Annotated in this window: 12 protein-coding genes; 8 read left to right on the plus strand and 4 right to left on the minus strand. The window is 71.9% G+C overall.

Going from position 1 to position 12,356, the window contains the following annotated elements; all coding sequences use genetic code 11:
• Positions 1–19: 19 nt before the first annotated feature.
• On the plus strand, positions 20–2,377 hold the full coding sequence (locus HZS54_RS01370) for an NHL repeat-containing protein (protein WP_179920188.1): 2,358 nt from the start codon (positions 20–22) through the stop codon (positions 2,375–2,377).
• A gap of 128 nt (positions 2,378–2,505) precedes the next feature.
• On the opposite strand, the gene icd is transcribed toward HZS54_RS01370, so the two are convergent.
• Positions 2,506–3,783 (minus strand): NADP-dependent isocitrate dehydrogenase, encoded by a 1,278-nt coding sequence (gene icd / locus HZS54_RS01375; RefSeq protein ID WP_179920189.1) that lies wholly within the window; start codon positions 3,781–3,783, stop codon positions 2,506–2,508.
• A 205-nt stretch (positions 3,784–3,988) separates the two neighbouring features.
• Between icd and HZS54_RS01380 the strand changes: the two genes are divergently transcribed.
• The 3 genes from HZS54_RS01380 (at position 3,989) to HZS54_RS01390 (ending at position 7,508) form a co-directional block, all read left to right on the plus strand.
• A complete protein-coding gene (locus HZS54_RS01380) occupies positions 3,989–6,055 on the plus strand; it encodes a PAS domain-containing protein (RefSeq protein WP_179920190.1) in 2,067 nt (688 codons plus the stop codon).
• A gap of 2 nt (positions 6,056–6,057) precedes the next feature.
• Positions 6,058–6,210 (plus strand): hypothetical protein, encoded by a 153-nt coding sequence (locus tag HZS54_RS01385; protein ID WP_179920191.1) that lies wholly within the window; start codon positions 6,058–6,060, stop codon positions 6,208–6,210.
• Positions 6,211–6,587: 377 nt separating this feature from the next.
• Positions 6,588–7,508, plus strand: a complete 921-nt coding sequence (locus HZS54_RS01390; RefSeq protein WP_179920192.1) for an isoaspartyl peptidase/L-asparaginase — start codon at positions 6,588–6,590, stop codon at positions 7,506–7,508.
• 20 nt (positions 7,509–7,528) lie between these two features.
• Here HZS54_RS01390 and HZS54_RS01395 read toward each other — a convergent pair whose 3' ends face one another.
• The 3 genes from HZS54_RS01395 to HZS54_RS01405 all read right to left on the minus strand — a co-directional run bounded on the left by HZS54_RS01395 (position 7,529) and on the right by HZS54_RS01405 (position 8,649).
• Positions 7,529–7,882, minus strand: coding sequence for a DUF7521 family protein (locus HZS54_RS01395; RefSeq protein ID WP_179920193.1), 354 nt, complete (start codon positions 7,880–7,882; stop codon positions 7,529–7,531).
• A complete protein-coding gene (locus HZS54_RS01400) occupies positions 7,879–8,217 on the minus strand; it encodes a winged helix-turn-helix domain-containing protein (RefSeq protein ID WP_179920194.1) in 339 nt (112 codons plus the stop codon). The genes HZS54_RS01395 and HZS54_RS01400 overlap by 4 nt, the downstream gene beginning before the upstream one ends.
• A 93-nt stretch (positions 8,218–8,310) precedes the next feature.
• Positions 8,311–8,649 carry a DUF3784 domain-containing protein gene (locus tag HZS54_RS01405; protein ID WP_179920195.1) on the minus strand — a complete coding sequence of 113 codons (339 nt, stop codon included), beginning with the start codon at positions 8,647–8,649 and terminating at the stop codon, positions 8,311–8,313.
• A 211-nt stretch (positions 8,650–8,860) separates the two neighbouring features.
• Between HZS54_RS01405 and map the strand changes: the two genes are divergently transcribed.
• The 4 genes from map (at position 8,861) to HZS54_RS01425 (ending at position 12,346) form a co-directional block, all read left to right on the plus strand.
• The gene (map, locus tag HZS54_RS01410) at positions 8,861–9,754 is read left to right on the plus strand and encodes a type II methionyl aminopeptidase (RefSeq protein ID WP_179920196.1); all 894 of its coding nucleotides are present in this window, start codon (positions 8,861–8,863) and stop codon (positions 9,752–9,754) included.
• 9 nt (positions 9,755–9,763) lie between these two features.
• The gene (locus HZS54_RS01415) at positions 9,764–10,162 is read left to right on the plus strand and encodes a universal stress protein (RefSeq protein ID WP_179920197.1); all 399 of its coding nucleotides are present in this window, start codon (positions 9,764–9,766) and stop codon (positions 10,160–10,162) included.
• A gap of 45 nt (positions 10,163–10,207) precedes the next feature.
• Entirely contained in the window at positions 10,208–11,077 is an 870-nt protein-coding gene (locus tag HZS54_RS01420) for an NAD-dependent epimerase/dehydratase family protein (RefSeq protein WP_179920198.1), read from the plus strand.
• A gap of 174 nt (positions 11,078–11,251) precedes the next feature.
• On the plus strand, positions 11,252–12,346 hold the full coding sequence (locus HZS54_RS01425; protein WP_179920199.1) for a glycerophosphodiester phosphodiesterase: 1,095 nt from the start codon (positions 11,252–11,254) through the stop codon (positions 12,344–12,346).
• Positions 12,347–12,356 lie beyond the last annotated feature (10 nt).

A 12,356-nucleotide genomic window follows, 5' to 3' on the forward strand; every position in this document is an offset into this window, starting at 1 on the left:
TGGCAACTGATCGATCTGTATGGACGGGTTCACCTTCCGTGGGTACTACGGGTCGCGGGCGACGGACCGGACGGGGCCGGCGGTCCCCGCACGAGCGGGAAACGCTGCGGCGGCGGGCGATGCGGCGACCGGCGGGGTGACCGACGGTGCGGCGACCGACGCGGCGTCGTCGCTCCCGGCGCCGCTGGAGGCCGTCGGTCCCCGGCTGGCGTCGCCGGTCGGGACCGCCCAGGACCGCGAGGGAAACGTCTGGATCGCCGACGCGGGGCACAACCGCTTGCTCGTCGTCGACGACGGGCTGGAGCGGCTGCTGGCCGTCGTCGGCGGCGTCGGGACGGAGCCGGGCCGCTTCGACCTCCCGATGCGGCTCGCCCACCACCCGACCGCTCGCGCGGTGTACGTCGCCGACACCGGCAACGGCCGGCTCCAGCGGCTCGACTACGAGTACGACGGGGCGGCCCCCCGGGTGACCGCCGCCGAGGCGTTCGCCGCGGACGGCCCGTTTCACCCCAACGGCGTCGTCGCCCACGAGTACTGGGACGGCGTCCGAGTGATCGCGGCCGACGAGTTCTACCACGAGGGGAGCGACCTCCGGGGGCGGCTGGTCGTCTTCGACGAGGCGGGCGAGCAGGTCCGGTCGTTCCGCGCGGTCGGCGACGACAACCCGACGCCGCTGTACTGGCCCCAGGGGCTCGACACCGACGACGAGGGCCGGATCTACGTGGCCAACACCGGCTACGGCGTCCTCCACGACGGCCCGACCGGGCCGCCGAAGCTCGCGACGGTCGTCCGCTGCGACCGGACCGGCGCGGCGGCGCCCTTCGAGGGACTCGCCGACGAGACCCTCGCCGAGCTGCCGATGCCCCGCGACGTGGCCGTCGTCGGGTCGGGCGCCGACGCGCAGATATTCGTCCCCGACGCGGCGACCGGGCGTGTCCACACCTACACGAGCGTCGGCATCGCCGACGGCGTCGTCCCCGAGGACGGTGAAGACATCCGCGCGAACGCCGCCCTCGAAGACGGGATCGGGCTCCCCCACGACGGAGGGATCCCCCACGACGGGCGCGGGCGGGGGGACGACTCCGACCCGGCCGACGCCGCGGGTCAGGACCGATTCCGGGGCCCGGTCGGGATCGACGACTTCGAGGGGGTCTCGGTGCCGAACTCCGACGCCGACGACCCGACGCTGGCGGTGCTGACGGCGGAGGCGCTCGCCCAGCGGGTCGGGGCCTACGCCGTCGACATCCACACCGAGTCGGCCCGGCGGCTCGGGTCGGTCGGCGCCCCGCGCGACGGACCGGGGCAGTTCTCGGCCCCCACTGGTTCGACGGTCGTCGACGACCCCGAGTCGCCGCTCGGTCGCTGCGCGCTCGTCGGCGACGGCGGGAACGGGCGCCTCCAGCGCGTCGCGTTCGGCGACGCGACCGGCGAGAGCGACGACTCAACCGCCGTGACCGACGGCGGTTCCGTCGCCGACGCCGACCGCGACGGCGACCGCCCCGGCGGCGACCGCTCCGGCGGTCGCGTCGACCCGGTGGCGCTCCCGGCGACGCGGTTCCCGTTCGGGCTGGCCTACTGGCCCGCGGGCACCGGCGGCGGGGGTCGGCTGTTCGTGACCGACTACACCGCGCACTACCGCGAGGCCGACAGGACCGGCCAGATCCACGTCTACGCCGTCGACGAGGCGCCCGCCGGCGGGAGTGGCGAGGACGGCGACGCCGGTACCGGCGCGGGCGCCGGCGTCTCGCTCACCCTCGTCGACTCGTTCGGTCCCTGGGGGATGGGCGAGGGCGAGGCGAAGCTCCCGCGGGGGATCGCGGTCGACCCGCGGGGCGAGGGGGTGGCCCGGGTCTGGGTCGCCGACTCGGCGAACGGCCGGATCGGCGTCTGGGACTACGACCGCGTCCTCGACGGCGCGCAGGCGCGCGGGGACCGCGGCTGTTTCGGGTACGTCGACGGCGGCTTCTGGAACCCCTCGGACGTGGCCGTCGGCGAGCGCGGGGTCTACGTCGCCGACGAGAACAACAACCGCCTCCAGCGGTTCGACGGCGACGACTGGCACCCCGTGGGTGAGCCGGGCTACGACGGCGACCGCGAGTTCCTCCTGCCCATCTCTGTCGCCGCCCGCGACGACCACCTGTTCGTCCTCGACCTGGTGAGTCGCTCGGTCCGGGTGTTCGCCGAGGACGCGGCGGCCGACGGCGGGCTACGCCCGGTCGACGAACACCGGGCGTTCGGCGGCGACGCCGCCGCCGGGGAGCTGTGGCTCCCCTATCTGCTGTCGGTCGGCGACGCCTCGGACGCGGCGGGCGTCGACGTCGTGGTACCGGACTCGACGCTACACGTCGCACAGCACTACGCGTGGAACGGCGCGTGAGGTGAGGAGAGCGCGGCCGCTGACGGAGCGGCGACGCGAAAAAGCGAGCGGGCGAATTCGAACGGCGTCGGCTACCAGAGCTTTTCGATGTTCTGGCGGCTACGCCGCCAGAGCCCGAGGAACTGGCCTCAGGCCAGTTCCTCGATGTTGTCGACGATGGCGTCGGCGTACTCGTCGGTGCCGAGCTTCTCGGCGTCGTCGAGCTGTCGTTCGAGGTCGTAGGTGACCTTGCCCGAGGAGATGGTCTCCTCGACGGCGTCGCGAACGAGGTCGGCGGCGTCCTTCCAGCCCATGTAGTCGAACATCAGGCGGCCGGAGAGGGTCATCGCGGTCGGGTTGGCCATGTTCTGGCCGGCTCGCTTCGGCGCGGAGCCGTGGACCGGCTCGGCGAGCACGCGGGCGTCACCGAAGTTCGCGCCGGGCGCGATACCGAGGCCGCCGATCTGTGCGCCGGCGGCGTCGGAGAGGTAGTCGCCGTTGAGGTTCGGCATGGCGAGCACGGAGAACTCGTCGGTGCGCAGCTGCATCCACTGGAGCATCGCGTCGGCGAGTCGCGACTCGACCATGACGGCGTCCTCGGGGATGTCGATCTCGTCCTGGGTCTCCCACAGGGAGTCGGGGGCGGCGAAGACCTCCTCGTCGGGGTACTCCTCCTCGGCGACCTCCATGCCCCACTCGGTGAACTGCCCCTCGGTGAACTTCATGATGTTCCCCTTGCCGACGAGCGTGACCTTGTCGCGGTCGTGCTCGATGGCGTAGTCGATGGCCTTCCGGACGAGGCGCTTGGAGCCGAACTCCGTGATCGGCTTGATACCGATGCCGATCGGGCCGTCGTGCATGACGTCGTCGAAGCCCATCTCGTCTTCGACGAACTCGCGGACCTGTTCGACTTCCTCGGTGCCCTCTTCCCACTCGATGCCGGCGTAGACGTCTTCCGTGTTCTCACGGAAGGTGACCATGTCCATCTCCTCGGGCGACTTCATCGGCGACGGGACGCCGTCGAGGTAGTAGGTCGGCCGAACGTTCGAGTAGAAGTCGAGCGTCTGGCGCAGGGCGACGTTCAGCGAGCGGAAGCCGGCGCCGACGGGTGTCGTCAGCGGGCCCTTGATGGCGACGCGGTGCTCGTCGATGGCGTTGACGGTGTCGTCGGGGAGGTTCTCGTCGTACTTCTCCCGGCCGGACTCGCCGGCGTAGACGCGCATCCAGGAGATCTCTCGGCCCGTGGCGTTCGCGGCGGCCTCCAGCACCTTCTGTGCGGCCGGCCCCACGTCCTTCCCGATGCCGTCCCCGTGGATGATCGGGACGATCGGGTTCTCCGGCACGTCGAGTTCGTCGGCGTCCTCGTCGACGACCTGAATCGGCGTTCCGTCAGACGGAACCTCAACCTTGTCGTACTCGAATCCCATAATCCGCCCTTCCACGGTCGGGCCTAAAGGACTGCCGTTTTCTCTGAGGGCGATCCGCCGGAACGAACCCGCCCGCTGCCCGAATTTGTTCGGAATCGTCGAACGACATTTCGACGATGCCCGAGGGGTGTGTCGACGATCCCCGCGCCCCGGGGGAAGATTTATCAGCGAGACTGGGGAACGGGCGCCTATCGGGGGTGACGCGGTGAGCAAGTACCTGCGCGGTCCGTCGACGGTGCTGGTGGTGGCGGGGGACGACGCGTTGCGCGACGCGGTCGCGAGCGCGGTCGAGCGGTGGTCGTTCCCCTCGCCGGTGACGAGCGACGTCGTCCGCGCGGCGGCGGCGACCGACACCGACCCCGCGGTCGGGGCGGTCGCGGTCGCCGACCCCGCGAGCGCGCTGGACCGACTCGCCGACGACGAGTCGGTCGGCTGTCTCGTCGTCGACGATACGCTCGCCGACCCGGTCGGCTGCGTCGCCGCCGTCGCCGACGAGCACCCGGACCTCCCGGTGGTCGTCTACGCCGCCGACGGCGACGAATCGCTCGCCAGCGCGACGACGCGGGCCGGCGCGTTCGCGTACCTCCCCCATTCAGGCGATCCGGCCGCCTCGACCCACGAGGATCTGCTGGAGACGGTCGCCGAGGCGCTGACCACTCACGACAGGCGCTACCGCGCGGCGACCGACCGCGACATGCTCGACGCGGTCCTCTCGGAGCTCGAACTGCCGATCTACGTCAAAGACGAGCGGGCGCGCCACCTGAAGATGGCCGACGTACACGGCGCGCCCAGCCCCGTCGAGGCCGTGGGCAAGACCGACTGGGAGCTGTACTCCTGGGACGAGGCGGCGAAGGTCGAGGCGCTGGGCGACGACCGGCTCGTCATCGACGAGGGCGAGGAGATCCGCGACCGCGAGGAGTGCCACGGCCCCCCCGAGGCCGGCCGCTGGCTCCGCACGACGAAAGTGCCCTGGCGCGACGGCGACCGGACCCGCGGGCTCGTCGGCGTCACGCTGGACGTGACCGACGAGAAGCGCCAGATACGCGACCTTCGGGCGCAGAACCGCCGGCTCGACGACTTCACGAGCTTCGTCGCCCACGACCTGCGCAACCCGCTGCACGTCGCGATGGCCTACCAGGAGTTCGCCCGCGAGGGCGACCCCGAGGCCGCCGAGCGGGTGAGCGACGCCCTCGACCGGATGGCGGAACTCGTCGAGGACGTGAGCGAACTCGCCGCCTCCAGCGGCACCGCGCCCGCCCCCGTCGGCGGCGTCGAGGTCGGCTCGTTCCTCCAGGTCGTCTGGGACGAGGTCGCCACCGCCGCGGCGACGCTCGAGGTCGAGCTCCCGCCGGAGACGGTCCTCTACACCAATCGCCTCCAGCTGAAACCGCTGTTCGAGAACTGCTTCGAGCGCTGTCTGGAGCGCGCCGGCCCCGACGTGACCGTCCGCGTCGGCTCGACCGACGACGGCTTCTTCGTCGCCGACGACGGCCCGGCCGTCCCCGACGACGAGCGCGAGGAGCTGCTCGAAGCCGGCTACGACACCGCCGCGACCGGGGCCGATCTGGCCATCGTCTCGGAGGTCGCCGACACCCACGGCTGGGACCTCCGGATCGACGAGAGCCGCGACGGGGGCGCGCGCTTCGAGTTCGGCAACGTCCTGCTGGTGACCGACCCCGACCCGATCCCGGGGACCGGACGGGCGCGGCCGCTGACGACCGGCCGGGACGTGGGACGGGTGCTCAACGCCGGGGAGTCCTCCCACGACGAGTCGGTCGACCGCTGGACGCTCCGGGCGGCCGGCGACAACCTCCTCGGACGGGTCAACGAGTGTCACTTCCGGTGGGCCTCGATCCGCGGCCCCTGCCGCGTCGAGGCGCGTCTCGACGAGTTCGCCGCGCCCGCCGACCGGAGCAAGGCCGGGGTGATGCTGCGCGACGACGCCGGCGAGTCGGCGACGTTCGGCTACGTCGGCCGGACCGGCGACGGCCGCACGGAGGTGTGCTGGCGGACCGCCGACGGCGAGCCCACCCGCGCGCAACTGCTGGAGAGCGGCGAGCGCAACTTCGAGTGGTTCGCCGTCGAGCGGACCGGCGACCGCGTCACCGTCTTCGTCTCTCCCGACCGCGAGGAGTGGCACGCCGTCGACCAGCGCTCGGTCGATCTGGACGACCCCGTCTGCGGCGGCCTCGCCGCCTGCTCGACCATGATCGGCGCCTACTGCGAGGCCACCTTCGACCACGTCTCCGCCGTCGAACTCGACGGGGAGTGAGGGTGGAGACGGTGCGTCTGCTGACCGGCGGCGATCGACTCGATAATGACCACATCCACAGCGACCGAACCGACGGCGACCGCAAACAGCGTGAAAGCCCCGACGCGTTCGGCTCCCGGGGCTCGCTGCGCGCGCTCCCTTCGGTCGCGTGCTAGCGTCGCCCGGGTTCGCCGAACGCGTCGCCCCTTTCATTCCCACCCGTGTCGGCTGACCGGCCAGTCTGAGCGGGTGGGAATGAAAGGGGCGGCCGTCTCGACGACGGCGGCTGACGCAAGCACCGCAACGAGCGTAGCGAGTGAGGAGCGCAGCGAAGCCCCCGAGTCGAGACGGGCGGGGCTTTCACGCTGTCTGCGGTCACGATCGAGCCGGCGGTGCTGTGGGCTGTTGCGGTCACGGAACCGGTCACTCCGTTCGCGGCTGCGGTAGCGTCCACACGATTCGCAGTCTCGACTGCGTCGCCGTCGGTTCTCGGGCACACAACTCCTGATCGCGGGACACCGAACTTATGCCGCCGGGCGCGGCACCACCAGACATGCAACTCATCGCCCACGGCGGGGCGGGGTCGCCGCCGGACGAGCCCGCCGAGCGCCAGGCAGTGCTGGACGAGGCCGTCGCCCGCGGCGCCGAGGAATCGGACCCGGTCGCGGCGGTCTGCGCCGCGGTGCGCGTCCTCGAAGTCGACCCGTCGTTCAACGCGGGGGTCGGCAGCGCCGTCCAGAGCGACGGCATGATCCGCACGGACGCTGGACTGATGACTGCCGACGGCGACGTGGGGGCGGCGGGCGCGATGCCGGAGGTGTGCCACGCCGTCGAGGTGGCCCGGGCGGTCCTGACCGACACCCCCCACGTCATGCTCGCGGGCGAGCGGGCGGTCGCGTTCGCCCACGCGGTCGGCGTCGAGACGGGCCTGGACCTGTGGGCCGACCGCACCCGCGAGCGGTGGGGCGACACCGAACCGCCGACCGGCGACCCCGAGGCTCATCTGCAGTGGGTCCGCGATCGGTTCGCGAGCGACGAAAACGCGAGCGGCGACGAGAGCGACGCCGAGGCCGGGGACCACCCGCCGCGAGCTGACCCACACGACCACGACACCGTCGGCGCGGTCGCCCGGGCGGGCGACGAGATTGCCGCTGCTACCTCCACGGGCGGGCGCTGGTTCGCGCTGGCGGGCCGGGTCGGCGACGTGCCACAGGTCGGCGCGGGCTTCTACGCCAGCGAGGCGGGCGGGGCGAGCGCGACCGGCGCCGGCGAGGACATCGCCCGCGAGGGGCTGGCCCGGCGGGCGGTCGACCTGCTGGAGCGAGGGGCCGACGCCGAGGCGGCCGCGCGGCTGGCGATCGACGAGTTCGACGACGCCGCGGAGGGCGACGCGGGGATAATCGTGATGGACGCCGACGGCGGGGCGGGCGAGGCGTACAACAGCCCGGCGATGCAGACGGCGCGAGAGGGGTGAGGGCCGGAGCACCCTCGGGGTCAGGTCCGCGTCTCCAGGCGGATCCCGTAGAGGATGGCGAGCGTGCCGAGCAGCTGACTCACCTCCGAGACGGCGCCGACGGCGAGTTCGAACGGGGGCGAGGAGCCGGCGACCAGCGTGGCGAGAAATCCGAGCCACGGGACGACCATGATCAGCACGAAACCGACGGCGACGAACGCCATCGCGCGGCTGCCGGTGCGCCGGTACCCCTGGTAGGCGATGTAGCTGATGACGACGCCGGCCAGCGCCGAGGTCAGGTCGACGCCGAGCAACGCGACTTCGGCCCACGTGAAACTGCTCTGGAGCGGGAGCGACGCGAACGCGGTCGCGGGCGGTGGCAATAGCGGTGTCATAGGTCTTCGATGAGTCGGGTGAACGCGTCGGCCATGCTGTCGCGGCGCTCGACGGCGACCTCGAACCCGTCGTCGGTCACGTCGACGGTCACCCGGTCCAGCGTCGCCTCGTAGGTGCTGTGGTGGCCGCCGTCGTCGAGTTCCGTGTGTTCGACCACGAGGTCGCGAGCCGCCAGGTCCTCGATCCGGCGGTAGACCGTCGTCTCGGAGACGCCGCAGCGGTCGGCGATCTCCGCGGCCGACAGCGGTCCCTCGCGGGTCGCCAGAAGCAGACACCGGACGGTGTCGTCCGCCAGCAGGGTCGCGACCGACTCGACCTCGTCGTCCGCGCTCACGGTCGGGACGTGGGCGGCGGGCTCACTAAATACCGGGCGCTCACCCGGGTCGACGGCGACCGCCGACGGCGCTCGGTTCCGGGCACGCACCGGTCACGCGCCGTTGCCCTCCGCGCGCTGGCGCGGGAGGACGACGTTCACGCGGTAGAGCAGCCGCGCGACGACGAGGAGTATCGCCGCGGCGAGCGCGAAGTTGGCCTCGTCCGGCACGTAACCCGCGCCGGTGGCCCCGCCGACGACGGCCACGGCGAGGCCGACCCGGATGACCGCGTTGCCGACGACGTCGCCGACCGCGTCGGGATCGGCGGCGGACGTGCGGTCGAACCCGGCGATCAGGAACGTCCAGCCGCGGGCGGCGATCAGGTACCCGACGACGACGAGCGCGCCGCCGAGCGCGACCGATACCGCACCGCTGGGGAGGGCAGGCGTCATAGCCGGAGGTTCGACCGCCGAGCGGATAAGCCGTGGCGGCCGACCGCAGGCGATGCGGCCGGCCGTAATCTATTTCAACCGGAATCTCCGGCACGGCCCTCCCGTCGACCCAGTCAACGTCGACCGCGTCCACGTCGACCGCGTCCGCGGCGACCACCGGGCCGCCCCGCGACACAGAAACCCTTTGACCGCAGGGCGCAAACCGCGAGCCATGAGCGTCGATCTGGACTCCGAGCAGTACGAGAAGTGCCGGGAAGCCGGCGAGATCCTCGCGCAGGTGCGCGACGAGGCCGCCGAGCGGTGCGAGGTCGGGACGGGCTACCTGGAGATCAGCGAGTGGGCCGAGGACCGCATCCGCGAACTCGGCGGCGAGCCCGCCTTCCCCGTCAACGTCAGCGTCGACGAGGAGGCCGCCCACGGCGCCGCCGGCCCCGACGACGACCGCGAGATCGGCGAGGACCTCGTCAAACTCGACATCGGCGTCCATATCGACGGCTGGCTCGCCGACACGGCCGTCACCGTCGACCTCGCCGGGGAGTCCGAACTCACCGAGGCGGCCGCCGAGGCGCTCGACGCGGCGCTCGACGTGGTCGAGCCGGGCGTCCGGACGGGCGAACTCGGCGCCGTCATCGAGGAGACCATCGAGGGGTACGGCTACAACCCGGTCGTCAATCTCACCGGCCACGGGCTGGGCCACTGGGAGCAGCACACGACGCCGAACATCCCGAACCGGGCCGTCGAGCAGAGCGTCGAACTCGAAGTCGGCGACGTGGTCGCGGTCGAGCCGTTCGCCACTGACGGCGGCGGCAAGGTCCAGGAGGGAAGTCAAGAAGAGATCTTCGCGCTGGAACGCGAGGGGTCGGTCCGCGACCGCACCGCCCGGAAGGCCCTCGAACAGATCACCGAGGAGTTCCGGACGCTGCCCTTTGCCGCCCGCTGGCTCGACGTTCGCCGGCCGAAGATGGCCCTGCGACGGCTCCAGCGCCAGGACATCGTCCACGGCTACCCCGTGCTCAAGGAGGACGAGGGCCGGATGGTCAGCCAGAAGGAACACACGATCATCGTGACCGAAGACGGCTGCGAAGTGACGACGCGGAGCCGGTAGACAGGGCACATGGGCACGATATTCGTCGCGTACGGTGGCGAGGGCCGAGAATCGGTGCTCGAATTCGCCGCCGAGCGGGCCCGCGAGACCGGCGACGACCTCCACGTCTACCACCTCCGGGAACTGGTGGGCGAGTCGATCGACGTGCGCTCGGAGGTCGAGGCGGTGCTCGACCGGACGGCTCCCGGAGTCGACGCGAGCGTCGCCGTCGAGAGCGCCGACGACGACGAGGCGGGCCCCTCGACGAAGCGTCGGCTCGCCGAGGTGGCCGCCGACGCCGACCGCGACTGGACCTACGTCGTGATGGGCGACGTCGAGCACGGCGCGGTCGAGGAGTTCGTCCTGCCGAGCATGACCGAGGCGGTGCTGGAGACGCGGGCCGTCCCGGTCCTGCTCGTCCCCGTTTGATCCGCTTTCTCCGGGTTTATCCCGGGCGAGACCGTCGGATCGGTCATGTCACGAGTACTCGTCACCGGCGGCCTCGGTGGCTCCGGCCGATGGATCGTCGACCGACTGGCCGACGACGGCCACGAGGTCATGTGCGTCGACCAGCGCTTCGCCGAGAGCGAGCGCGGGAACGTCGACGTGCGGGTCGCCGACCTCACCGACCGCGGCGACGTGTTCGACCTCGTCGGCGCGTTCGACCCCGACGCCGTCGTCCACTGGGCGGCGATCCCCGACCCGCTCGACCACCCCGGCGGCGAAGTCTTCGAGAACAATATCGTCTCGACGTACAACGTCCTCGAAGCGGCGGGCCGGGCCGACGCCCGCGTCGTCTGGGCCTCCTCCGAGAGCGCGCTCGGGTTCCCCTTCGCAGCCGAGACGCCCGCGCCGGACTATCTCCCCATCGACGAGGAACACCCGCTCCGGCCGGAGGACCCTTACGGCGCGTCCAAGGAGGCCGGCGAGGCGCTCGCCCGGACGACGGTCCGACGCCACGACGTGCCGGTCGTCTCGATCCGCCCCTCGTGGATCCAGTACCCCGGCGAGTACGTCTGTCTCGGCAACGAACCGCCGGCGGAGGGCGTCGGAAACTTCTGGAGTTACGTCGACGTGCGCGACATCGCCTCGATCGTCGCGGCCGCGCTGGAGGCCGACGTGGAGGGCCACGAGGCCGTCTTCGCCGTCGCCGACGAGAACTACGGCGACCGGGAGACGACCGAGCTGTTCGAGGAGCAGTTCGGCTCGGTGCCCGAACCGTGTGACCTGTCGGGCGACGACGCCTCGATCTCGAACGCGAAGGCCGCCGACCTGCTCGGCTGGGAGCCCGACCACTCCTGGCGCGAGGCCGCCGACGAGGACGTGGACGGACCGACGGTCTGAGATCCGCGACCCCGTCCGACCGACTCCGCCTCCGACCGCCCGCCCGGATCGCCGCCGTCGACCCCCACCCGGTGTCGCGCGTCCGGACGACTACGTCCGGCACCGATCGACCCATAGATTTATTGATATCAATTATACACCGTCTTCCGCCGAGCGCTGCACGGTCCGCCTGCAATGGCACACACGGACCGCGACGGTGGACGCACAGGGCATCCGGACACGACGGCGGCGGGAATGCGGCGGCGGGCGTTCGTGAGCGGCGTCGGCGCGTCGGCCGCGGGGCTGGCCGCCGGGGTCGCCGCGGCGGGGGGACGGCCCGACGACGAGGACGACGAATCTGACGACGGGGACGAGGAAGGGGAGCGGACCGACGACGGCCGCGGTCGTCGCGGCGGGCGCAGGGAGGAGTTCCCGGACCTGATCGCCCATCGCGGGTTCGCGGGGATGTACCCCGAGAACACCGTCGGGGCGGTGCGGCGAGCGGCCCGCGGCGCGCGGTCGCCGCGGTCCCGGTCCCGGGCGGCCGAGAGCATCGAGATCGACGTCATGGCCACCGCGGACGGCGACGTCGTCGTGTTCCACGACGACCGGCTCGCCGGTCGCGACGGCGGCGAGCGCGGACTCACCGACGCGGAGGGGCTGGTCTGGGAGACCGACACCGAGACCGTCACGGACGCGGAGGTGCTCGAAAGCGGCGAGACCGTCCCCCTGCTGTCGACCGTGCTCGACGCTATCCCGCGGCACATCGGAGTGAACGTCGAACTCAAGAACCCCGGCTCCGGCGACCTCCGGTTCGCCGCGAACCTCTCCGGGGCGGACCTGGAGGCCCAGGCCGCGATCTGGCGGCCGTTCGTGAACGACGTCCTCGACATCGTCGACGAGTACCACAACGACGTCCTCTTCTCGTCGTTCTACGAGGCCGCGCTGGCGACGACGCGCGAGGCGTCCGACTACCCCGTGGCGCCGCTGCTGTGGGACTCCATCGAGGACGGGCTGGCCATCGCCGAGGCGTACGACGCCGAGGCGATCCACCCGCCGTACAACATGGTCCAAGGGACGCCCTTCTACGCCGACGAGTACTACACCGAGGGCTCCGAGTGGTCCGACACGGATCTCCTGGCCGTCGCCCACGACGCCGGCCGGGACGTGAACGTCTACACCATCGGCACCTGGTACCAGGCCGAGCGGCTCTCGGCCGCCGGCGTCGACGGTCTGATCGCCGACTATCCCGGCCTGCTCCGGTTCGGCGCGGAGCACGGCGACGACTGAGCCACCGGCC

Origin of the sequence: Halosimplex pelagicum (genome assembly GCF_013415905.1) — an archaeon.
GTDB classification, from domain to species: Archaea; Halobacteriota; Halobacteria; order Halobacteriales; family Haloarculaceae; genus Halosimplex; species Halosimplex pelagicum.